Source organism: Pararhodobacter zhoushanensis, from assembly GCF_003990445.1.
Classification (GTDB): domain Bacteria; phylum Pseudomonadota; class Alphaproteobacteria; order Rhodobacterales; family Rhodobacteraceae; genus Pararhodobacter; species Pararhodobacter zhoushanensis.
Window position 1 is genome coordinate 46636 of sequence record NZ_REEZ01000014.1, and the last position, 20654, is coordinate 67289.

23 protein-coding genes and 1 riboswitch are annotated in these 20654 nt (G+C 66.0%); of the genes, 14 read left to right on the forward strand and 9 right to left on the reverse strand.

All coding sequences use genetic code 11. From position 1 onward, the window contains the following. The 13 genes from EAE28_RS20960 to EAE28_RS21020 all read left to right on the forward strand — a co-directional run bounded on the left by EAE28_RS20960 (nucleotide 1) and on the right by EAE28_RS21020 (nucleotide 9952). Nucleotides 1-2580, forward strand: coding sequence for a phage tail protein (locus EAE28_RS20960; protein WP_127109941.1), 2580 nt, complete (start codon nucleotides 1-3; stop codon nucleotides 2578-2580). Next, nucleotides 2577-3281 (forward strand): hypothetical protein, encoded by a 705-nt coding sequence (locus tag EAE28_RS20965; protein ID WP_127109943.1) that lies wholly within the window; start codon nucleotides 2577-2579, stop codon nucleotides 3279-3281. The genes EAE28_RS20960 and EAE28_RS20965 overlap by 4 nt, the downstream gene beginning before the upstream one ends. A 64-nt stretch (nucleotides 3282-3345) precedes the next feature. Beyond that, on the forward strand, nucleotides 3346-4722 hold the full coding sequence (locus tag EAE28_RS20970; protein WP_127109945.1) for a hypothetical protein: 1377 nt from the start codon (nucleotides 3346-3348) through the stop codon (nucleotides 4720-4722). A 10-nt stretch (nucleotides 4723-4732) separates the two neighbouring features. Beyond that, complete coding sequence (locus EAE28_RS20975; protein ID WP_127109947.1) at nucleotides 4733-5050, forward strand: hypothetical protein; 318 nt, start codon at nucleotides 4733-4735, stop codon at nucleotides 5048-5050. Continuing rightward, nucleotides 5047-5364, forward strand: a complete 318-nt coding sequence (locus EAE28_RS20980; protein ID WP_127109949.1) for a hypothetical protein — start codon at nucleotides 5047-5049, stop codon at nucleotides 5362-5364. Before EAE28_RS20975 ends, EAE28_RS20980 begins: the two co-directional genes overlap by 4 nt. Before the next feature lie 639 nt (nucleotides 5365-6003). Beyond that, nucleotides 6004-6342, forward strand: coding sequence for a hypothetical protein (locus EAE28_RS20985; protein WP_127109951.1), 339 nt, complete (start codon nucleotides 6004-6006; stop codon nucleotides 6340-6342). A 194-nt stretch (nucleotides 6343-6536) separates the two neighbouring features. Continuing rightward, on the forward strand, nucleotides 6537-7001 hold the full coding sequence (locus tag EAE28_RS20990) for an N-acetylmuramoyl-L-alanine amidase (protein WP_127109953.1): 465 nt from the start codon (nucleotides 6537-6539) through the stop codon (nucleotides 6999-7001). After that, nucleotides 7001-7339 carry a hypothetical protein gene (locus EAE28_RS20995; RefSeq protein WP_127109955.1) on the forward strand — a complete coding sequence of 113 codons (339 nt, stop codon included), beginning with the start codon at nucleotides 7001-7003 and terminating at the stop codon, nucleotides 7337-7339. The genes EAE28_RS20990 and EAE28_RS20995 overlap by 1 nt, the downstream gene beginning before the upstream one ends. Continuing rightward, nucleotides 7284-7574 (forward strand): hypothetical protein, encoded by a 291-nt coding sequence (locus tag EAE28_RS21000; protein ID WP_164736729.1) that lies wholly within the window; start codon nucleotides 7284-7286, stop codon nucleotides 7572-7574. Before EAE28_RS20995 ends, EAE28_RS21000 begins: the two co-directional genes overlap by 56 nt. 52 nt (nucleotides 7575-7626) lie before the next feature. After that, nucleotides 7627-7902, forward strand: coding sequence for a spike base protein, RCAP_Rcc01079 family (locus tag EAE28_RS21005; RefSeq protein WP_127109959.1), 276 nt, complete (start codon nucleotides 7627-7629; stop codon nucleotides 7900-7902). Further along, nucleotides 7902-9074 carry a LamG-like jellyroll fold domain-containing protein gene (locus tag EAE28_RS21010; protein WP_127109961.1) on the forward strand — a complete coding sequence of 391 codons (1173 nt, stop codon included), beginning with the start codon at nucleotides 7902-7904 and terminating at the stop codon, nucleotides 9072-9074. Before EAE28_RS21005 ends, EAE28_RS21010 begins: the two co-directional genes overlap by 1 nt. Nucleotide 9075: 1 nt before the next feature. After that, nucleotides 9076-9477 carry a hypothetical protein gene (locus tag EAE28_RS21015; RefSeq protein ID WP_127109963.1) on the forward strand — a complete coding sequence of 134 codons (402 nt, stop codon included), beginning with the start codon at nucleotides 9076-9078 and terminating at the stop codon, nucleotides 9475-9477. A 229-nt stretch (nucleotides 9478-9706) separates the two neighbouring features. Continuing rightward, on the forward strand, nucleotides 9707-9952 hold the full coding sequence (locus EAE28_RS21020; RefSeq protein ID WP_127109965.1) for a hypothetical protein: 246 nt from the start codon (nucleotides 9707-9709) through the stop codon (nucleotides 9950-9952). Between the two features lie 1629 nt (nucleotides 9953-11581). Here EAE28_RS21020 and EAE28_RS21025 read toward each other — a convergent pair. The 9 genes from EAE28_RS21025 to EAE28_RS21065 are packed head-to-tail and all read right to left on the reverse strand — an operon-like array spanning nucleotide 11582 to nucleotide 19219. Then, complete coding sequence (locus EAE28_RS21025; protein ID WP_127109967.1) at nucleotides 11582-12391, reverse strand: TonB family protein; 810 nt, start codon at nucleotides 12389-12391, stop codon at nucleotides 11582-11584. Continuing rightward, nucleotides 12388-12759, reverse strand: coding sequence for a biopolymer transporter ExbD (locus tag EAE28_RS21030; RefSeq protein WP_127109969.1), 372 nt, complete (start codon nucleotides 12757-12759; stop codon nucleotides 12388-12390). Before EAE28_RS21030 ends, EAE28_RS21025 begins: the two co-directional genes overlap by 4 nt. Continuing rightward, nucleotides 12756-13145 (reverse strand): biopolymer transporter ExbD, encoded by a 390-nt coding sequence (locus tag EAE28_RS21035; protein ID WP_127109971.1) that lies wholly within the window; start codon nucleotides 13143-13145, stop codon nucleotides 12756-12758. The genes EAE28_RS21030 and EAE28_RS21035 overlap by 4 nt, the downstream gene beginning before the upstream one ends. Next, nucleotides 13142-13756 (reverse strand): MotA/TolQ/ExbB proton channel family protein, encoded by a 615-nt coding sequence (locus EAE28_RS21040; protein ID WP_127109972.1) that lies wholly within the window; start codon nucleotides 13754-13756, stop codon nucleotides 13142-13144. Before EAE28_RS21040 ends, EAE28_RS21035 begins: the two co-directional genes overlap by 4 nt. Next, nucleotides 13753-14526 carry an ABC transporter ATP-binding protein gene (locus EAE28_RS21045; RefSeq protein ID WP_181954508.1) on the reverse strand — a complete coding sequence of 258 codons (774 nt, stop codon included), beginning with the start codon at nucleotides 14524-14526 and terminating at the stop codon, nucleotides 13753-13755. Before EAE28_RS21045 ends, EAE28_RS21040 begins: the two co-directional genes overlap by 4 nt. Further along, entirely contained in the window at nucleotides 14523-15533 is a 1011-nt protein-coding gene (locus EAE28_RS21050; RefSeq protein WP_127109974.1) for a DUF6925 family protein, read from the reverse strand. The genes EAE28_RS21045 and EAE28_RS21050 overlap by 4 nt, the downstream gene beginning before the upstream one ends. Before the next feature lie 8 nt (nucleotides 15534-15541). After that, the gene (locus tag EAE28_RS21055) at nucleotides 15542-16531 is read right to left on the reverse strand and encodes a FecCD family ABC transporter permease (protein WP_127109976.1); all 990 of its coding nucleotides are present in this window, start codon (nucleotides 16529-16531) and stop codon (nucleotides 15542-15544) included. Beyond that, entirely contained in the window at nucleotides 16528-17388 is an 861-nt protein-coding gene (locus tag EAE28_RS21060) for an ABC transporter substrate-binding protein (RefSeq protein WP_127109983.1), read from the reverse strand. Before EAE28_RS21060 ends, EAE28_RS21055 begins: the two co-directional genes overlap by 4 nt. Continuing rightward, nucleotides 17363-19219, reverse strand: coding sequence for a TonB-dependent receptor plug domain-containing protein (locus EAE28_RS21065; protein WP_127109985.1), 1857 nt, complete (start codon nucleotides 19217-19219; stop codon nucleotides 17363-17365). The genes EAE28_RS21060 and EAE28_RS21065 overlap by 26 nt, the downstream gene beginning before the upstream one ends. 131 nt (nucleotides 19220-19350) lie before the next feature. Continuing rightward, nucleotides 19351-19563: riboswitch (cobalamin riboswitch) on the reverse strand. Between the two features lie 191 nt (nucleotides 19564-19754). Between EAE28_RS21065 and EAE28_RS21070 the strand changes: the two genes are divergently transcribed. Continuing rightward, nucleotides 19755-20552: a DUF4394 domain-containing protein gene (locus tag EAE28_RS21070; protein WP_127109987.1), complete on the forward strand. Its 798-nt coding sequence runs from the start codon at nucleotides 19755-19757 to the stop codon at nucleotides 20550-20552. The last annotated feature ends 102 nt before the right edge of the window (nucleotides 20553-20654 follow it).

Here is a 20654-nt window from a genome sequence, read left to right on the forward strand (position 1 = left end):
ATGGCTGTCGCGGTTGCGATCATCGGAAAGATTGCCACGCTCGGCGTTGCGGGCGCGTTCGGCCTGACCGGGTTCGTCGCAACGATCGCCAATTTTGGCGCGTCGCTACTGCTGTCCGCCGCCGGGCAGGCTTATGCGCAGCGCGGGCAGGCGAACAACTCGCGCACAGTCTCGATCACGCAACCGATTGCACCGCGCGAGATTGTCTATGGCCGCGTGCGCAAGGGCGGCACCATCGTGTTCAAGGGATCGAGCGCCGAGGGCAACCGGTTCGGCGAGCAGCTGTATCACCTGGTGATCGTCCTCGCGGCGCATGAAGTCGCGGGGATCGATGAGATCTATCTCAACAATGAGCTGGCGTTTAACGCCGAGGGCATTCCGCAGGGCCGCTACTATGACCGTGCGGCTGTCGAGAAGCGGCTGGGCACGGACGATCAGACCGCGTTCATTGCGCCCGGCTGGACGGAGAAGTGGACGGCGGATCACCGGCTTGCCGGGTGCGCTGCCATCGCGATCCGGTTCTTTTACGATACCGACACTTATCCGCAGGGTGTGCCCAAGGTCACCGCCATTGTGCGCGGCAAGAATGACATTCTGGACCCGCGCACCGGCGAGCGGGGCTACACCACCAACGCCGCCCTGTGCCTTGCCGACTACATGGCGAATGAAGAGTTTGGCCTCGGCGCAGGCATCGGCGATCCGCAGGGCATCGACGGCGATTATCTGGTCGGCGAGGCGAACATTTGCGACGAAGAGATCGCGCTGGCCGACGGCGGCACCGAGCCGCGCTACACGATCAACGGCGTGGTCGACACCAGCGCGACGCCCCAGGCGATCATTCAGGCGATGGAGACGGCGATTGCGGGTCAGGTTGTGCGCTCGGGCGGCGTCTGGCGCATCCTGTCTGGGGCTTACCGCACGCCCGAGCATAGCTTGTCCGACGATGATGCAGCGGGGCCGCTCAAGCTGGTGACGCGGCTGTCGCGGGCCAGCAGCTTCAACGCGGTGCGCGGCACGTTCATCTCGCCCGAGAATGATTGGCAGCCGGATGACTTCCCCGTCTATGCGTCGGACGTGTATCTGGCCGAGGATAACGGGCGGCGCGCGTGGCGCGATATCACGCTGCCGTTCACGATTTCCTCAAGCGCGGCCCAGCGGATTGCCAAGATCGAGCTGGAAATGTCCCGCCGCCAACTCAGTGTCGAGTGGCCGGCGCACCTGACGCATTTGCGCGTGCGCCCCGGCGATACCGTGTCGCTGACCCGCGCCCGCTGGGGGGCCAATGCCAAGCCCTTCGCCACGACCGGGCTGACCCTGCAACCTGTCGCCGACGGCATCGGGCTTATGCCGGTGCTGCGCCTGTCTGAGACCTCGCCGCTGGTCTATTCCTGGGACGCGACCGAGGAACAGATCTACGCGGCTGCGCCCCGCACCACGCTGCCGAGCGCCTTTGATGTGGCCGCGCCGGGTATCACCAATGTTGTCGAAACGCTCTATGCCACGCGCGCAGGCGACGGGGTCAAGGCGCGCGCAACGATCACCTGGTCGCCGTCCAGCCATAACGGCATCCTGCGCTATGAGTTGGAAGGCAGTCTCGCGGGCGGCGACTGGGTCCGGCTGACCGACACGGCGAGCACAACCGCCGTGATCGAGGATATCACGCCGGGGCCGTGGGCGTTCCGCGTGGCGGCGATTTCCAAGCTCGGTGTTCGCTCGCCCTGGGCGATCTATGAGCAAGAGATCCACGGCCTGTTGCAACCGCCGCAAGCCTTGCAGGACGTGTCGATCCAGTCGGCGGGGGGGCTTGCTGTCCTCAAGTGGCGCGTGCCCGTCGATCTGGACGTGCTGATCGGGGGGCGCGTCGTCATCCGCCATTCGTCCAGCGCGTCGCCGCAATGGACAAACTCGGTGCTGGTCGATGAGGTGACCGGAAACACCACGATTGCCGTGGTGCCGCTGCTGCCGGGCACTTATCTGGTGCGCGCGATCGACAGCACGGGCATTCCCGGCCCGGTCAGTCAGGTCGAGACCGACGCGGCGCAGGCGGTGGCGTTCTCGACCGCCGGGCTGTTGCAGGCCGATAGCGCGTTCTCGGGGACGCATGACGGCACCGCTGTTGATGCGGGCGAATTGACGCTCGCGGGCACGACGCTGTTTGACGATATCCCCGGCTTTATCGACGACGTGCAAAGCTGGGATCTGCCCTTCGGGATCACTCTGTCGGGGATCTATACCTTTGCCACGACGCTCGACCTTGGGGCTGCAAAGACGGTGCGGGCGCGCGCCGTGGTCACCATGGAATCGATCGCGCTCAACGATATCTTCGACAGCCGCACCGGCCCGATCGACGGCTGGGGCGATTTCGACGGCACCGAGAATGCCGAGTGCGACGCCGAGGTGCAGCTGCGCACCACGCCGGACGATCCGTCCGGCTCGCCCAGCTGGTCGGCGTGGCGGCGGATCAATGCCACCGAAATCACCGCGCGCGGCGTTCAGGCGCGCGCGCTTCTGTCCACCAAAACTATCGACTACGCGCCGATCGTCACGGTCCTGCGCGTCACTTTTGATGAGGTAGCATGACACAGGTTCCCAGTCTCTCGGTCGAGAACGACCTTGCGCAGCAGGTCCGCCAGAACATCAACGCGCTGGTTGGGGCGGTCAATTCGCACCATAGCGGGGCCTCGGCCCCGACGGCCTTTGTGCCGTGGCAATTCTGGGCCGATACGTCCAGCGGCACCTTGAAGATCCGCAACCCGGCAAACACCGCCTGGGTGCATCCGCTGTCGTTGTTTGGCGCGGCGACGACCGCCCTTGCCATGGGGGGCAACAAGGTCACGGGGCTGGCCGCAGGCACCGACCCGGCTGACGCCGTGACCCTCGCGCAGCTTCAGGGCTATCTGACGCTGACAAGCGCGTCGCAGGCGGTCTGGAATGCGGGCGTGAGCACGACAGAAACGGTGATCAGCCCGGCAAAGCTCGTGGCGCTGCTCAACAGCAGGAAATGGTACGATGTGACCGCCAGCCGTGCGGCCGTGACCATCTACACCAACAGCACGCCCCTGCCGATTCTGGTCACGATCACTGCGGACGCCCTCACGATCAGCTGCTTTTTCCAAGTCTCGCACGACGGAGGCACAACTTGGGTCAGTGTCTGCCACTTTGTCGAGGCCGGTGGCTTCTACTCCTCGGCCACGGCAGAAGTCCCGGCGGGCGCAAAGTACCGCATCAATGTCGGCGCTAGTCTGGTGTTCTGGTCCGAGTACCGGGTGACCGCGCCATGATCGCGCCAGCCAGCCCTCGCAACTTCCTTGCGCGCGCCGCCGCCCCCAAACCCTGAGGCACCCCATGACTTGCACAGTTACAGGCACGCTGGTTGACCCCAGCGGGATCGCGCTTGCGGGCGCACCTTACCGGCTCTCGCGCGCGGGCGGGATCGTCGGCAGCGGTAGCGCCACGATCATTCCCAAGATCGTCACCGGTCATTCCGGGGCCAGCGGCGAGTTCAGCGCCGTGCTCTATACAGGCAAGTACGCGCTGACGGTCTGGCCCGCGACCGGCGAGACCTACGCGGTGCTGATCGCGGTTCCGCCCGAGGCCACGGCAACGCTGGCGGATCTGATGGATCAGGCGCAACCGGTCTCGCCGATCCTCGCGCAGGTGCTTGAGGCGCTGGCGCTAGCCGAGGATTGGGCGGAGAAGCCGGAAGACGCAACGGTAAAGCCCGGCAAGTTCTCGGCGCTGCACCATGCGGCGAAAGCTCTGGGGTTCCGCGATGAGGCAGCGGCGGCAGCGGCGATCGCAGTCGCGATTGTCGGCTCGGGCAATGGTCTGTTTCCGAATGGCACGGTGGCTGCGCCCGCGCTGTCGTTTGCTGCTGACCCTGACACGGGGATGTTTCGGCAGGGGGCAAACGTCCTCGGGTTCGCCACGGGTGGCTCGCTGCGCCTGCGGCTCATGGCCAGTGGCGCTGAGATCACCGGCCTGCTGAGCGGCACCGCGGTTCAATCGGGCGCGATCGACGCAACCGCAGGGCGGCTGTTGCCGGTCGGTGCCTTTGGCCTGGGCGCGTCGCACGGTCCCTTGGCGGATCTTAACAGCGTTCGGCGGGCTGGTTTCTATTACGCCTATTCCGATGCGATCAGCGCGCCTGAGGCGGGGTCAGCGAACTGGTCCGTGCTCGATCTGGGCGGTTTCAACCAGAACAACGGCGTGCAGATTGCCGCCAGACAAAACGCGCTGAACACGTCGCCGCTCTATGTCGCGCGCTATGCGGGCGGTGCCTTGGGGGCCTGGTACAAGCTGCACCACACCGGCTCGATGATCGGGCAAGTGTCACAGGCTGGCGGCGTGCCGACCGGCGCTGTGATCGAGCGCGGCAGCAATGCCAACGGCAGCTATGTGCGCTTTGCCGATGGCACGCAGTATTGCTGGCATAGCCTCAACCTTGGCAGTCCGGTCGCGAATGGCGCAGGCACCCGCGCCTTACCCTACTACTCAGGGCCGCAAGACTGGACGCTGCCTGCGGCCTTCGTCGCCCCGCCGAAATTCTTCCCCTTCGCGGGCCAAGGCGCGCCGGTGCAGATCGCGGATCGGTTCTTCGCCGTCTCCAATTCTGCGGCCTCGGCGACGGGCATCACCTATATCCGCGCCTCGCGTCTCAGCAGTGGCACGGATGCAACCGACGTGACGGTCGACGTCTTCGCCGTCGGTCGCTGGTTCTGAGGACAAACCCATGCACATCACCCTGTCTCCCTGCCGGGGCTTGCCCGGCGCACCCGAAACCACCCTCTCCGTCGCGGGCGACGTCCTGAGCGTCGACGGTGCTGCGTTCGATCTGTCGGGCGTGCCCGAGGGCGGGATCGCGACACCCGAGGGCAAGCATCCCTTTGTCGGCACGATCACCCGTGAGGGCGGCGAGATTCGCTGCACAGTGCGCGTGATCCTGGGCGACACCGCCGCGCCCGATCAGCCCGACAGCCCTTGGACCGTCACCGCGTCCTCGGGCGCGATCAGCCTTCCCGCCACACGGATCGAGGAACCCGCCGAATGAGCTTCACCCTGACGATCGAAACCCCCGAGGCCCGCGCCGCCGAGACGCTGGCAACGCTGCAAGCGCAGATCACCGCCGCGATCGACGCGCTGGTCGAGGCGCAGGCGCGGGCGCTTGGCTACAACTCGGCCGCCGCCTGCGCCGGGTATCGCGACTCAACGGTCCCGGCCTGGTCAGCCGAGGCGCAAAGCTTCATCGCCTGGCGCGATGCGGTCTGGATCGAGGCATATGCCCAGCAGGCCGCGCATGCGCAGGCAGGGACGCTGCCGACCGCCGACGACGTTCTGGCCGCGTTGCCGGTTTGGAGAGACTGAGCCAAGCCGCAGCTGGGAAGCTTGGCCAGTGGCCCGACGCCTAAGCCCGCGAATCATCGATGATATCGGTGCAGGCCATGAAAGTTTCGCAACGCTGAGTATCGCCACCGAGCCAGGTTGGCGAACACAGACCCGGCGGCTGACCACCCCGTCAACGAAGGGCGACGGCGTAGCTGTCCACAACTTGAACGGTACTCGGACGATTCTACAAGGCGCGGTGGCACCTGCCGCAGGCGTACCAGCAAGAAGCCGCGCACGCGGGGGCAGGGACGCTTCCAACGGCTGACGATGGTCTGGCGACGCTGCCGGTTTGGGGCACCTGAACCAATGCCGCTAGGCTGTGGTTTAGACTGCTGCCTGACGGCCTGCTGTATCCCCAGGGTCATCTCTGACGTGGCCAAAGGCCAAGAGGATTTTGCGGGAGTGGCAGGTGCCACCGAACCAGGTTGGCAATCAAGGCTCGGTGGCTGCGCCCGCCCCCCTGAAGTGGGCGAGACACCGTGTGGTCGTCAAAAAATCTGACAATATTTGGGCAGTTTGCGGGCTTTTTTTTACCTGCCGCAGTCGCTTCCGCTGATCTCGCGCCTTCGGGCGTAATCCTCGCAAATTGCAACGAAATTCCCAAAATGAGAGGCCCGCATGGATTGGAACCTGTGGCAACAGATCTTCAATGAACGGGGTGCGCTGCTCACGTTCTTCGGCGCGCTCGGCGGTGCTGTTCGGTCGGCAGCGCTCAAGACAACCTGGCGCGAAGGTCTGCGCGTCGTCTTCATGGGCGGTTCAACAGCGTTTGGCGTCGGCGTGCTTGCGCCCTTCATCCTGCGCCCGTGGATCGGCGATTTGCCAGATGACGTCGCGGGTGCCCTCGGCACGCTCTGCGCGGCTTCCTTTCTGGTTGGCCTGATGGCCGTGACCCTGATCGAGCGGCTGATCGACGGCAAGTCGATCGCGCCGCAGCAGGGGGGCGACGATGCCTGACCCGGTCCTGCGCCGCCCAAAGCGATCTCCCTGCGACGACTTCTGGCACACCATACGGGTCGGCATTCCGATCTTTGTTGTGCTGCTGGTTGCCTTGCCCGTCATGTTCAAAATGTTCGGATGAAGGCGCACGGGCAAGATCTTCGACCTGCCCGCGCAGGGCTGATCCTGCGCATTCCCTGAAAGGAAAGACCATGATCTATCAAGGCCGCGCCCGGCATCCGGTGCGCGAAGTCATCGTGCATTGTTCGGCAACCCGCCCGAGCTGGTTTCACAATCGCCCGCTGGCCGACAAGGTCGCCGAGATCCGGCGCTGGCATGTGCAGGATCGCGGCTGGCGCGACATTGGCTATCACTGGATCATCGACCGCGACGGCGCGGTGATGGCTGGCCGGAGTGAGACCGAAATCGGCGCGCATGTTGCGGGGCACAATGCGGGCACGATCGGGGTCAGCCTGATCGGTGGGCATGGTTCGGGCGCGCGCGACGCCTTCGCCGACAACTTCACGCCCGCGCAAGACGCGGCCCTGCGCCGCCTGATCGAGGCGATCAAGGGCCGGGTCGGCGGGTCGATGGCCCTGAGCGGGCATAACCAATACGCCTCCAAGGCGTGCCCCGGTTTCAATGTCGCTACATGGTACGCGGGCGGCGCGGCCTGATGCCGTCGCGCCTGGCGATTGGCGCGGCGGCGGGGCTTGGCTTGGCCGTCGCGGCCTATTCCTGGCACCTGATCGACCGCCGCGCCGCCGTGACTGAGGCGCGCACGGGCTACGTGCTGGCCGCTGAGCGCGACGCCGCACTGGCCGAGCTCGACGCCCTGCGCAAGGCGCAACGGGCCGCTGCCGTCGCAGCAGAGGGACTGCGCGGGCGCGTCGCCGAGGCTGAGGCCGAGGCCGAGGCGCGCGCGGCGCAATTGGAGGACTACCGCCTTGAAACGACTGTTGACCCTGCTTGCGTTGTCGGTCCCGATCTGCTGCGCCGCCTGCGCGCAAACTGACGCCGCGCGCCTTGCTGCTGCCGGTCGCTCGATCGGTACGGCCCGCGCCGCCCCGGCTGTGGCCGAGGTGTTTGCAACCCCGCCTGAGGACTGCCGCCGCACCACGCGTGGCGGCGTGCTCGCGGGTGAGCGTCTGGACGTCGCCGTCTTGCGCCTCGATGCCGCCCTGGCGCGCCAGAACGCCCGCACGCTTGCCTGTGCCGATTGGCTGAGTGCCGCCCTTCGCCACCCATAGGCTGCGTTGGCAATCGAGCACCTGAAACACTGTTCACCTTTGGAGAAACACAATGAAAGACAAGGCAATCCATATTTCCCGTCACAACGGATCACCTGGTGAAAATCTGTGGCCGATCACGCCCAGCGACGACGCGGATCTGGCGTTTGTGACGCGCGGTCTTTACGTCGGCGGCGATGGCGATCTGATGGTTATTCCCTGGAACGGGGGCGAGCTGGGCGATCCGGTGCCGATCGTGGGCGTGCTGGCGGGATCGCTCTTGCCGTTCCGGGTGGCGCGCGTGCTGGCAACAGGCACGACGGCGACAAACATCGTGGGGATCGACTGATGCTGTCGCTTGGCCTTGGGCTGGGCCTCACGCAGACGCGGGCAGGGGGCAGTCGCTGGACGCCTGCTGCCATCTTCGGCCCGTCCGACACGGGCGTCTTGTTCGACGCCCGCGACCTGAGGACGCTTTTCCTGACAAGCGCGGGCATCACCAACGTATCCACGCCGGGCCAGCCTAGCGGCTTGGTACTCGACAAGAGCAAGGGGCTGGCACTCGGGCCGGAAGTGCTATCGAACGGCGATTTCTCGAACGACCTGACGGGGTGGCTGGACCCGGACGGGCATTGGTCTGCCGTGGGGGGTGGCGCCTATCACGCCAGCACATCGAATTTCTCAATGCTGCTGGGCGACGTGAGCGCCAGCGCCGGGAAGTATTCACAGCTGGCGTTTAAGGTCTCGGGCTACGGCGGGGCAGCTGGATTGCGAGTGCAGTTCCGGCTTGCGGATCAATCCGTCATCACCAGCCCCTCGCCGTTCAGCGACTACGCGGGCAGCTCGAACCCAGCGATCCGGGCTGACGGCACGTACACTTGGAGAGGCGTTGTTCCAGCGACGGCCAAATACATCTCCTTCGCCCGCGACGTCTTTGGTGGTGGGTCGGCTGAGTTCACCATCGACAGTGTGTCTTTGCGGGATGTCGTCGGCTTTCACGGCGCGCAGCCGACGGCAGGCGCTCGCCCGACATACCAGAGCACCGGCCTTTCCTTCGACGGCAGCGACGACCGGCTGATGACGACGTTCAAGCCGGGTCTGAGTGGCACGATTATGTCGCGGTTCAATGGAGACGCGCCAAACAGGGCCTTACTCGGATGCACCCTCGGGCCGAACGGACATGCGCGGCTGGTTCTGGACTCGTCGGGCAGGTTGGCGGCGGGGGTTGGCTTGCAAAGCGCTAGTGTCCTCTCAGCCGGGCCTGACCTCCGCAACGCATGGCATGCAGGTGCGGTGAGTTGGGACGGCACCACCGTTAAACTCTATCTCGACGGGTCAGAGGTGTACTCCGATGCACAGGTTGGATCGGTAAACACCACCGTTGACATGGCAATCGGCGCCCTCAACTCGGGAGGCACGGCTACCGGCTTCTGGTCCGGCCAAATTTCCGACGCTCTCGTCATCGACCGCGCAGCGACCCCTGCCGAAATTCTCAAACTTCACAACCATTGGAGCGCCTAAAATGGGCCAAGTCCCTTGCATCATCATCGTCCCCGAGGCTCAAGCCGAGAAGCTGTCCATCGTTTTTCAGGCGATGGGCCGAGGGCCGGACAGCTTCACACAGGGCCGAAAGGTCTGCGCGAAAGATCCTGGCGCAACGCCTGAAACCGCGCCGACGCATCGCCTCATGCAGGACATGAGCGCCACGGCAGAGCTGGAAGCCATGTGGCGGCTGATGGCGGCTGGCGATGCCATGCCGCAGGTCAACTGGGGCGAAACGCCGGGCATCACCGAGGGCAGCGCGATCGCTGCCGCGCAGAGCATGAGCGTGTTTTCTGTGGCAGGGCCGATGCAGACCGTGTGGAACGCCGGGGCAATCCTTGACGGGCAGGGCCTCCAGTTTGTACCGGACCCGGAGATTTAGCGGCTGCTGGCACGTTTCGACAGCATAATGGGGGTGCTGGCGCTGAGAGTGGAGGCGAGGTGATCACCTTTGACCAGAGCCTTCCCGTCGCCGCAGGCTTAGGTCGCTGATACTTCGCATGCAGCAGCGCATTTTTTCCGACGCGTGGAGGGGGGTGTTTGGAAATTCCACTCTAGGGAGAATGATCGTGTTAAACTGATGTTTCTAAAGCAGACTCAGGAGGGGTAAGATGAGTGCTCTTAGGGGTCCGGGTACGCTGACGTATGATGACGGCGGTTCGTTTATCGTGCATGTGGACATAAAATTTCCGGAAGGAAAAGGAGACATCACCGCAGCAAAGATGGTGCAGATCGCCGAGCGGCAACGGCCTGGACGTTTGCATTGTGGCCACATTACGGTCTCAGCACTTGTTACTGACGGCCATCCGAATGGGAATGGGCACATCGTCATCTGTGGGAAACCAGTGATCAGTTGATATGACGTGCAAGGCGGATGCTTGGCGGGGCGCGAGCATACCGCCGGTGTTCTTCGACCTAGTCGCCGAGGAATCGCGGATTTCAACGAAGCGCTCGCGCCGTTCGATCACTGGACGGGCGTGCTCGCGGCGCATGGGTCGAAGGGGGTAGGGGATCTGTGAGCACTTCCTTCGCTCAAGTGTTCGCTCTATGTTCCGTCCATGGAAGGATCAATCGTCATCCGCCTGGCCTGCGTTTGTGGGCATTCTGCTACCTTGGAAGCGGAACAGCTTGGCTGTGACGCAGGAAGGTTCATGGCTTTCGACCGGCTGCGGTGTACCGCGTGCGGTCGCCGGGGTCGGCCTGCGAGCGTAACCCGGTCCTGGACCGCTGGTGAAATGCACCCGCCGTATATCGGGAGCTATTCGAGAAGAGTGTGAGAGAAACGCATGATGATAGTTGGGGGAGGCTTTCCGTGACCTCTGGAGCAGATCATGAGAAGGTCGCACGTTTCGACACGACCCGGCGGTGACTAACGGCCCACAGCGGAGTTTCGAGCTATTCGCGCAGAATAACCGCCTACGTGTCTTTGGGGTCGGTGCGACCCGCCCCTCAGCCGTACGCTACCACCCGGCCATTTTGTAAGACCACGCGATACTCTGAATTCCAGAACTGGCTATTCCAGCTGTTAGAGAGCGTGTAAGTTAGAACCTCTTGGTTGCCAGCTGCCTGAACGCTCTGAGGTGTCCCCAAGATGCCGACAACATTCTGCCTGGTCATGCCGAGCGACAAATCATTCATAGACTGAGCACTCTGTCCGCACCCAGCGAGAACCGCGAGCGCGATAAGCGCTGCGCTGGTAAATCTTAGATTCATGGCAATGTTTACTCCCAAAAGCGGCGAACTCTTCGCCGCGCTAGCTATGCATACCGGCGGCCGGGGCTGCAAGCCCTCGGGTGCCGGAGGGAGAAAGCTGCGAAATGTGATGTAAGCCAGCCCTACGGTCTCCCCTCACTCTAGGCTGTGGATGTAGGGAGCTCGCCGGTTCAAAGTGTCAAACAGGCTCGGCTCTCCCCGCCTATTTTTGCGCATGCCACGGTCTACGAATGAAGTTCCTCTATAATGCCGGGAACGAGACGCCAATCGCCTGCGCGTTACGGCCATTCGTGCCGGGCGTAGCGAAGGTCCGGCTTCCGCCCTTCACGATGACGCGACAACTGAGTCACTAACCGCGCCACGGCGGAATAGGGAACTATGTGACGGCTCCTGGCGCTGCATGAAAGCTGGGCGTTTTCGCCCATGCTTCGCCCATGCTTGGAGGTATTTGCAGCGGTTTTTACGGTCCAAAAAGAGAACATGCAAGGTATTTAACATGAACAAATGTCTTGGAACTGTTTTCGGGAGGCAGGGGCCGGAGGTTCGAATCCTCTCACTCCGACCAGTATTTCCCGCAAAATTCCCGCTTTGTTGGCAGCGCGTTTGGGTTCTTTGAACTCAGCGGCTGTGCTGTGTGGAGAAGGCGCACGCCTTGTTGGTCGCCCTCATCAAGCTGATGCGGGCTTGGACGGATCATGGCCGGGATCCCGTATTTGTCCACAAGATCATAGCGGTGGCACCGCTGGTCTGGGTGTTGGCTTGCTGTTCGAAAGCTAACGCCGGAAGGTCAGTCCGATCCTGAAACGTCGCGCACCGGGGCCGAGCGCGGCTGGTGCGGGCGTGAAGGGGGAGGCGTTATGCGCTGCGGTGAGGGTGGCGGCATCCAGCGCCGGGATGCCCGAGCTTTCGACCAGAGTTACGGCCAGCAAGGCTCCGTTCGCTGCCACCTCAAGCCCCAGCACCACCGTGCCGTGCCCGGCTCCTCGTCGCGCGTGACGCTCGATCCGGGCGCGGATCTGAGCGCCCCAGGCGGCCAGTGCGCGCCGATCGCTGCCCGTGCCGCCAGCGTCAGCGGCGCGCGCGTTAGCGCCAGATTGTGCGCCGTCGCCGTCGCCCAGAGCGCGAAGCGCAGGCTGCGCTGACGGCGCTGTCGGGGGCGGCGCTGGCCTTGCGGTGACCGGCTCGGCGAGGCGGCGCGCCGGGGGTCTGGGGGTGCGGTGCGGCGCGAGTTGTCCGAGCGCGTCAAGGTCGGTGTCTTGCTGCGTCAGGAGAGGCGGAGCGAGAGCCGTGGCGGTTCGCGGCGGACTTGGGGATGCAGCCGGGGAAGGGGCGGGAAGGTCAGGTGACGGGGCCTCTGCTTGCGGCGGTTCAGGCAGTGTGGCGACGGGCGGCGCGTCGGCGACGGGGCGCTGCCATTCGGCGACCAGTGCCGCAAGCGTACCGTCTGCGCGGGCGACGGTCGCGCTGTTCGCGCCTTGCGCGCCCGCCGCACCGGCCGCGTCGCCGGAGGGTGCGGGGAACACCAGCAGGTGCAGGCCGACAGCAAGGCCAAGGCAGCCAAGGAAGCGCGCAGTTTCGCTCATGGGCGCAGAACCACCAGTTGCGTCTGTTCGAAACCGGCAGCGTTCAGGCGATTGAGGAGGGCGACAAGGCTGGATCCGGGCAGGGCACTGTCGACATGCAGGCGCAAGGCATTGCCGTCGGGCTCGAGCGCGCTGAACACGTCCTCGCCGCGCGCCTCGCCCAGTGCCAGCGTACCATCGGCGGCGACAAAAAGGCGCAACCCGTCCGGCGGCCTTTCGCCCTCGGCTGACGGAAGCGAGACGGGAAGGGGATCAGCAGGCTCAAGCCGGGCTGAGACGGCGAGAAGGATCAGCAAGAGCACGGCGACATTGATCATCGGCAACAGCGGCTCGCGGATCGGGGCTGGCTGGCGTCGCCGCAGGGTCATGGCGTTGCCATGAGTATGACGCGAAACCTGCTGTCGTGTTGGAGCTGAGATAGCACGGGCGCGAGCTCGGCCACCGTGGCGCCGTCGCGCAGCGCCAGAATCACCGAGGCGTCAGGGCTGGGCATGAGCGGCATAAGGGACGCGATCAGCCTCTCCTGCGCCACCGGGACGCCGTTCAGCCAGAGCGCGCCACCCGTGCCGAGTTCGATCAACCGCGGTGGGCCCTGCCATTGGCCGCTGCCCCCGGCGCTGGCATTCAGCGGCAGGGCATCCGGCTGATCGAGCCGGGCCGAGACCATGAAGAAAACGATGAGCAGAAACACCACGTCGATCATGGCGACCATGCTGGATCGGCGGCGTTGACGGGGCGCGCGCAGCGGGGTCATGGCGCGGCGTGTTTTGTCGTAAAGACCCGGCTCGTCGTGCTTTCCATCGTCTCGGCAAGGCGGTCGAGAATGCCCTCAAACCATGCATGCGCCGCCAGCGCCGGGATGGCCACGATCATCCCGGCGGCGGTGGTCAGCAGGGCTTGCCAGATGCCACCGGCAAGCAGGGCCGGGTCGGCGCGGCTCCCCGCATCGGCCAGAGTTTGAAAGGCGTCGATCATGCCCAGCACTGTGCCCAGCAATCCCAGCAGCGGTGCCAGCGTTCCGATCAGATCCAGAAGCCGCAGGCCGGAACCCAGCCGGGCGAGCGTCTCTTTCGCGATGCGTTCGCAGTCTTCGCGCGCCACGGCGTCGGGCAGGCGAGCCGCCAGCTCAATGCTGGCCCGCACCACGTCCAGCGCTGCGCCCGTGCCGCCAAGTTCGGGACGCTGACCGCGGGCGTAGCTGTCGGCGGCCACCCGCGCCGCGCGGTGAGAGAACGCGCCGTGCCGCCAGAGCGACAGGACCTTCCACAAGATGACTGTCAGTGTGAGCACGGACAGCAATGCCAGAAGCGCCATGACCGGCCCGCCCCGGTGAAGGAGGTCCTGAAGGGTTTCGAACCGTGTCATGCCGCACGATCCGAGAGCGCGAGGGGCACCAGAAACGGGCCTTCCGGTGTGTCGACATATGTCGCCGCCAGCCCGAAGACCGAGGCCATGCGCTCGGGCGTCAGCACGCGGTGGGGTATGTCGTCGGCGACGATCTGGCCCTCCTGCATCAAGACAAGCCGGGTACAAAAGCGCGCGGCCAGTCCAAGATCATGCAAGGATACAAGAATACCGCGCCCGGCGCTGGCCAGCTGTCTCAGCCGCCCCATCAGCGCGATCTGCTGGGCAAGGTCCAGCCCGGCGCCCGGTTCATCGGCCAGAATCAATGGCGTGCGCTGAACCAGAACCCGGGCCAGCAAGACGCGGGCAAGCTCGCCGCCCGAGAGTTCTGTCGCGATTCGATCCGCAAATTCGCCCAGATCCAGCGCGGCCAGCACATCGTCGACCAGGCGGGCGGTGTCGCCGGGCAGGGTGGCGCTGCGCGACCGGTGCGGGAGCAGACCCAGCGCGACGAGATCGCGCACCGGCATCGGCCAGGCCACGGTGCGCGTTTGCGGCAGGAACGCCGCGTGCAGGGCGCGTTGCGACGGGGGCAGGGCGCTCAGCGACGAGCGGCCTTGATGACGGATCAACCCCAGCGCGGCGTGCAGAAGCGTGGTCTTGCCCGCGCCATTCGGGCCGATCAGCCCGACGCATTCGCCGGGCCCGACAGACAGGCTGACCCCGGACAGCGTGGCGCGCCCGCGCCGCGCGACGCTGAGACCCGCAAGGTCGAGAAGCGGCGCCGTCAATGGCCCAGCCTTTCGGGGGTGTCCTCGATCGCTTCGACGCCGCCGTCATGGGCCAGCGCCCAGGCGCGCACCAGTGCCTCGTCCAGCTCCGCGTCCCGCGCAGCCTGGCGCAGACCCACCCGCAACGCGCGGCGCTGCTCGCGCCCGTCAGGAAGGATCAGAACATCCGGGCTGACCCCGGCGCGCAGATGCTGCATCAGTTCCGCCTTGAGCAGAACCAGATCGGCGGGGCCGAACCGCTCATAGAGCCACGCCCAGGCGCGGGCGGCTTCGGGATCATAGGGCTTTTCGCGCCCTTCACCGGTAGTGAAGGGGCCGGCAGGATAGAGCCCGGCGCAGGGCACCAGCCCTGCCGGGATCGCCTGATTGGCCGAATGCGTGCGCCCGGCGCGCAGCAGTTGCGGCAGCACATGGGTGTGCGGCCCGGCGGGCGAGACGCCGCCGGTATCGGGGCCGCCGATCTTCTGGAAGACCTCGACCCGGCCCAGCCGCGTCAGCGCGATGCGATGGGGATGCGCGGCAAGGATCGCGGCCATCGCCGGATTTCCCGGCGTCATCAGCGAGTGCCCGGCCGCGGCGCGCAGCGTTGTGAGCAGGGCAGGATCAGCGGTACGGATACAGAAATCCACCTGCGGCTGTGCCAGACCCATGTCAAAGAGCACGGCGTCACGGTCCTGCGGGCGCAGGGCGGCGCGGTCGGGGCCAAGTTCGGTCAGACCCGCGCGGCGGCTCATCGCTGAAAGGTCGGTCGGCAGGCACAGCATCAGCGCCTGTCCCCAAAGCCCGGCGCGCGGCGAGAGAGTTTCGCAGGCGACCGGTTGCAACTCGGGCGGCAGCGACAGCTGGACGCCGCCGCGGGCCGTCACCCGCATCAGCGGGCCGGTCTGGGCGCGTTCGCCCGGATCGTGGCGGAACTCGGCGATGGCCCCAAAAGAGCCCATCGACCAGCCAGTGGCGGGATCGGCGAGATGGCGGTCGAGCAGGGAAAGGGTTGCAGTCAGGTTCATGACGGACCTCAGGCGTTTTGCGCGAAACGGGTGCGCAGGATGAGCATCAGGAAAAACGGCGCGCCGAGGATGGCCAGCAGCACCCCCAGTTTCAGGTCGCGACCGGGAAGGATCAGGCGCACGGCGATGTCGGCGGCCAGCAGCAGTGCCGCGCCGCCAAGGGCCGAAACAGGCAGCAGACGCGCGGGATTGCCCTGTGTGGCACGGCGCAGGATATGCGGCACCATCAGGCCGATGAAGCCGATGGACCCGGCGACCGCCGTGGACGCGCCGACCACGGCGGCGGTGCCCAGCAGCACCACCACCCGCAGGCGACCAAGGTTCACCCCCATCGATGCCGCCGCGTCTTCGCCCAGCGTCAGGGCTGACAGGGCTTTGGCTTGTGTCAGAAGCAACGCACAGCCCACGACGATAAAGGGAAGGGCAAGGGCCACATGACTCCAGGACCGGTCAGCCAGTGAGCCCATCAACCAGAAAACGATCTCCTGCGCGGCGAAGGGATCGGGCGACAGGTTCAGTACCAGCGCCAGCCCGGCCCCGGACAGGGCCGAAACCCCGATCCCCGCAAGGATCAGTGTCAGCGCGCCGCCCGACGGTCCGGCCAACAGTGCCAGCACCAGAACGGCGGTGAACGCCCCGGCAAGGCCCGAGAGCGGCAGGGCCAGCGCCATTGCCGCCGCCAGCCCGGTTTGCAGCGCCAGAACCGCACCCAGCGCCGCTGCGCCTGAGACGCCCAGCAGTCCCGGCTCGGCCAGCGGGTTGCGCAGATAGCCCTGCATCACCGCGCCCGACAGGCCGAGCCCGGCACCGATGGTCGCGGCCAGCACCGCGCGCGGCAGTCGCAACTCGCGCATCACCAGTGTCAGCGGCCCGCCGTCGCCCCGGATCAGCGCCGCAAGGCTGTCACCGACCGGCACGGCAGCGGGACCGATCAGAATCGAGGCAAGCATCAGCAGGATGACAAGGATCACAAGGGCAGGGGTCAGCAGTCTGTTCATGGCGCCGTCCCGTCGATCAGCCGGGCAATCGCGCCCAGAACGTACGGCGTACCGCAGACCCAGTCCCGGTCATTCGCGGCGACGCCCGCGCCATAGGCGCGGCTGTGGCGCAGGGCCGGATGGTGAAGCAGCGCGCGCGCTTCGGACCAGCCTTCGGGGCTGTGGCCCGGCTGGCCAAGGATCAGCCGGTCGGGATCGGCAATCAGCAGGGATTCGAGGGCAACCATGCCACCCCACGCGAGGCCCAGCTCGTCGGCCAGATTGCGCAGCCCGGCGGCGCGCAGGATGTCACCGGACAGGGTTTGTGACCCGCCGGTCCAGCCCCGCGCGGAATAGAGCACCGCGCGCGGCCCCTCGGCCCCGGCGCGGACCTGCGCGGCATGGGTGGCGAGCAGTGCACGGTCCTGGCGGAAACGGGCGATGGCCGCGCGGGCTTCGGCGTCGCGCCCCAGCGCGGCCCCCATCTGTGCGAGCGAGGCTTCGATGTCATCAAGGCTGTTCTCGGGCTCGAACCGGATGACCGGCACGCCGAGGCGCTGCAGCATCGCGACGGTTGCGACCGTCGAATAGCGCCCGGCCAGCACGAGGTCCGGTTGCAACAGATAGACCTCTTCGGCCAGCCCGTGATTGGCGGGCAGGGCGCGCGCCGCCTCTTGCAGCGGGGCCACGACACCGTCATGCGCAAGATAGCTGACCGAGACCAGCTGCCCCGGTGCCGCCAGCATCAGCGCCAGCTGGTCGGTGCACAGATTCATCGACACCACCCGGCGCGGTGCCTCCGGCGGCTGCGCCCCGGCCGGAACGGCAAGGGCCAGCACCAGCGCCAACGCCTCAGAAACGTGCCTGAAGACCGACATAAGCGGCGCGCCCCCGTCCTGCGTAACCCCAGACATCGACCACATCGGCGTCGAACAGGTTCGACACCCGCCCGACCAGTGTCACGCGCGTGCTCAGGTCATACTGCGCAGCGACATCGACGGTGGTGTAGGCGGGCAGCTCGACCGTGGCATTCGCGCCCCAGAACTGCGTGTCCCAGTTGCCGCGCACATGGCGCAGGTCGGCGCTCAGCCTGCCGCGCCCCTGCGCAAAGCCCCAGGTCGCCCCGAGGGCCAGTTCGTGCTGCGGGCGGCGGATCTCGACGCTGCCATCGGGGTTTTCGGCCTGAAGATAGGTGTAGGCCGCGCGCAGCGACAGCGTGTCCGACACCTGCGTGCGTGCGCTGATCTCTGCCCCGTGGCGCAGGCTGTCGCCGGTCTGGTTGATGTAGGTAAAGCTGCCCGGTCCCGTCGAGACGGCGGTGATCTCGTCGGTCAGAGCCTCGCGGAACACCGTCACATCCAGTGTGCCGCTGTCGCCCAAGGGCATCTCCAGCCCCAGATCGATCGACCGGTTGCGTTCGGGCGCAAGGTTGGGATTGCCGACATAGCCAAAGGCATTGGCGTAAAGCTCGAAATAGCTGGGGTTCACCACCCCGGTGCCCGCCGAGCCATGCAACCGCCAGCCGCCGCCGAAATCATAGGCTGCCGCCAGCGTCCATGTTCTGGCATTCGCAAACACGCTGTTGTCGTCATAGCGTGCCCCGGCCTGCACCGACCAGCCGCCGATCTCGCCGCGATATTCCAGCGCGTAGGAGGTGCTGGTGCGGTCATAGAGCGGGTTCGAGCTGCTCGAATCGCGCTCCCATTCGACCATCGCGTTGAGCAGATGCGCCGAGGTTTCGACCGGCGCGCCGTCCAGCCCGAAGCTCAGCCGGTAATGCGTAGCATCGCTGCGCGTATCCGTGGGGGCTGCGCCGTTGTTGGCCTGACTGTTCTGCGTCGTGGCCAGCGACACCCGGTGCGTCAGCCGACCGCCGAGCGAGGTATAGGTCAACCCCAGACCCGCCGTCATTTCGTCGCGGTCGCTGTACTGGGTGGGATCGTCGACGACATAGCCGTCGGCATCGGTCGCCGCCCAATTGGTTGAGTCAAAGTCATAATGCTCGCGCGAGCGGCGCAAGGTGACATCCAGCACCAGCGTGTCGCTCAGCGCGTAGTCGGCTGACAGGATCGCCGTCGAGCGGCGGATGCCGTCCCGTTCGCCGCCATCGCCGGAATTATCGTAGCCCTGATCGTCGAGATGCGACAACGCCAGCGAAACGCCGCCCCGCGTGCCGCGCCAGCCAAAGAACCCGCTTGCCCGATGCGCCGCGCCGGTCTCGATCTGGATGTCACGGGTCAGGCCGGGTGTGGCACGGCGGGTGACGATGTTGATCACCCCCGCCGAAGCATTCGAGCCATAGACCACCGATTGCGGGCCGCGCAGCACCTCGATGCGCTCGATCATCGCGGTTTCCAGACCGCTGAGGATGTATTCCCCGTCGCCGCCTGCCGCCTCGATCCCGTCGATCAGGATCAGCGTGTGATTGGCCTCGCCGCCACGGATGCGCACTTGGGTAAAGCTGTCACCCGAGCCGTTGACCGCCACCCCGGGCAACGCGCGCAGGGCTTCTTGCACGGTGGTCAGGCCGCGCTCTTCGATCTCGTCGCCGGTAACGACGGTGACGGCGCGGCCAAGATTGGCCTGCTCGATGGGCGTCAGGCCGCCGCTGAGGATCAGCGTGCCAAGATCGTAATACTCTTGCGCCACGGCAGGCTGGGTGGAGAGGCCAAGGGCCAACAGGGAAACGGAAGACAGAATTCGGCGCATGATACCCCCGAACGGATGCGCAGGCGCCATGCAAGGGCGCCGTCAGGACAACAATGTGCGGGGTTTACAAGACCGCCGCGGGTGAACGTCACCGCGACGGCATAGCCGTTGCCCTGGCGCCCTCCGCGCCCGGAACAGGGTGTGTACCGGCAGGTCTCCTGACTCACGGGTCAACGCTTGGTCGGGCCTTCCCGGAGCGTCGCGCTCCAGTGGCATATCCGACCGCACTCACCGCTCACAGTTGCGGGGGCAGCCCCGGAATCGCCCCCTTGTTGGCGGCTCACCGGGTTCCCTTCTTGCGTCCCGCACACAGCTGCGCGGGAACCGGAACACCTTTTGGGTAGCACCCGTCGCGGCGCGGGGTCAAGGGCAGTTCGGGCCCTGCGACACTCTCGCTCGGGCCACCGGGCAGATGCTTTTCCGCCTGCCCGAAAAAAAAGTTTACGCGCGCTGCATCCAAACCGGCCCCGGCGCGAGTCTTGGAAGTACAGCACCGTGGATCGTCCATGGTGCAGGCAACCCAAGGAGCCACCCGATGACCAAGCTGACCACTGCGCTGGCCGCAACCGCCCTCGCCACGACTGCCTCGATTGCCTCGGCCCAATCGGGCATGACCGCCGTTGCCCTGTCGGGCGACAACATGCTGCACATGATCGATGTCAGCACCGCCACCGTGACCGCCTCGATGCCGGTTGAGGGCGTCGACCGCCTGCTGGGCATCGACCTGCGCCCGGCCACCGGCCAGCTGATCGGCGTGACCGCTGATTTCGACGTTGTCGAGATCGACCCCGCCACCGGCGCGGCAACGGTGATTTCCACCATGAACACCCCGCTGCCGATCGAAGACGGCGCGGCTGTCATCGTTGACTTCAACCCGATGGCCGACAAGCTGCGCTTCATGTCGGGCGTCACCAACCATCGCGTTGACGTTGACACTGGTGCAGTAACCGTTGACGGCAGCCTCGCCTATGTCGAGGCCGACATGCACGCGGGCGAAGCCCCGGCGATTGTTGCGGCTGCCTATATCAACTCGTATGGCCGCCCGGAATCGACCGCGATGTATGACATCGACGCCACCATTGTCGCGCTGATCCGTCAGGTCTCGCCCAACGATGGCACGCTGGCCGCTGTCGGTCGTCTGGGCATCGACGGCACCGACGCCTATGCCTTTGACATCGCTACCGACGCCGAAGGCACCAACACCGGCTGGCTGGTTGCGGGCTCGATGCTCTACACCGTGTCGCTGGAAACCGGCGCTGTGGTGGACAACTGGGCGCTGACCGGCGCTGACGGCGTGACCGTGCGCGACATCACCTTCATGACCGCGATGTAAGCGGTTCCCGGCCCGGAGGCGTGAGGATGACGGTGGCCCGAAGCTGCGAGACCAGCCAGCATTTGACAGCCTCCGGGCCAATCACTTACCTTGCCAGTGCAG

Bases quoted from the DNA above. Each gene is read 5' to 3' on its own strand.
- EAE28_RS21010 (WP_127109961.1), top strand. From the start codon at position 7,902: ATGCTGTCGCTTGGCCTTGGGCTGGGCCTCACGCAGACGCGGGCAGGG.
- EAE28_RS21025 (WP_127109967.1), bottom strand. From the start codon at position 12,391: ATGAGCGAAACTGCGCGCTTCCTTGGCTGCCTTGGCCTTGCTGTCGGC.
- EAE28_RS20995 (WP_127109955.1), top strand. From the start codon at position 7,001: ATGCCGTCGCGCCTGGCGATTGGCGCGGCGGCGGGGCTTGGCTTGGCC.
- EAE28_RS20980 (WP_127109949.1), top strand. From the start codon at position 5,047: ATGAGCTTCACCCTGACGATCGAAACCCCCGAGGCCCGCGCCGCCGAG.
- EAE28_RS21060 (WP_127109983.1), bottom strand. From the start codon at position 17,388: ATGTCGGTCTTCAGGCACGTTTCTGAGGCGTTGGCGCTGGTGCTGGCC.
- EAE28_RS20975 (WP_127109947.1), top strand. From the start codon at position 4,733: ATGCACATCACCCTGTCTCCCTGCCGGGGCTTGCCCGGCGCACCCGAA.
- EAE28_RS21020 (WP_127109965.1), top strand. From the start codon at position 9,707: ATGAGTGCTCTTAGGGGTCCGGGTACGCTGACGTATGATGACGGCGGT.
- EAE28_RS21050 (WP_127109974.1), bottom strand. From the start codon at position 15,533: ATGAACCTGACTGCAACCCTTTCCCTGCTCGACCGCCATCTCGCCGAT.
- EAE28_RS20985 (WP_127109951.1), top strand. From the start codon at position 6,004: ATGGATTGGAACCTGTGGCAACAGATCTTCAATGAACGGGGTGCGCTG.
- EAE28_RS21040 (WP_127109972.1), bottom strand. From the start codon at position 13,756: ATGACACGGTTCGAAACCCTTCAGGACCTCCTTCACCGGGGCGGGCCG.
- EAE28_RS20965 (WP_127109943.1), top strand. From the start codon at position 2,577: ATGACACAGGTTCCCAGTCTCTCGGTCGAGAACGACCTTGCGCAGCAG.
- EAE28_RS21055 (WP_127109976.1), bottom strand. From the start codon at position 16,531: ATGAACAGACTGCTGACCCCTGCCCTTGTGATCCTTGTCATCCTGCTG.
- EAE28_RS21035 (WP_127109971.1), bottom strand. From the start codon at position 13,145: ATGACCCCGCTGCGCGCGCCCCGTCAACGCCGCCGATCCAGCATGGTC.
- EAE28_RS21070 (WP_127109987.1), top strand. From the start codon at position 19,755: ATGACCAAGCTGACCACTGCGCTGGCCGCAACCGCCCTCGCCACGACT.
- EAE28_RS20990 (WP_127109953.1), top strand. From the start codon at position 6,537: ATGATCTATCAAGGCCGCGCCCGGCATCCGGTGCGCGAAGTCATCGTG.
- EAE28_RS21005 (WP_127109959.1), top strand. From the start codon at position 7,627: ATGAAAGACAAGGCAATCCATATTTCCCGTCACAACGGATCACCTGGT.
- EAE28_RS21065 (WP_127109985.1), bottom strand. From the start codon at position 19,219: ATGCGCCGAATTCTGTCTTCCGTTTCCCTGTTGGCCCTTGGCCTCTCC.
- EAE28_RS21030 (WP_127109969.1), bottom strand. From the start codon at position 12,759: ATGACCCTGCGGCGACGCCAGCCAGCCCCGATCCGCGAGCCGCTGTTG.
- EAE28_RS21015 (WP_127109963.1), top strand. From the start codon at position 9,076: ATGGGCCAAGTCCCTTGCATCATCATCGTCCCCGAGGCTCAAGCCGAG.
- EAE28_RS20960 (WP_127109941.1), top strand. From the start codon at position 1: ATGGCTGTCGCGGTTGCGATCATCGGAAAGATTGCCACGCTCGGCGTT.
- EAE28_RS20970 (WP_127109945.1), top strand. From the start codon at position 3,346: ATGACTTGCACAGTTACAGGCACGCTGGTTGACCCCAGCGGGATCGCG.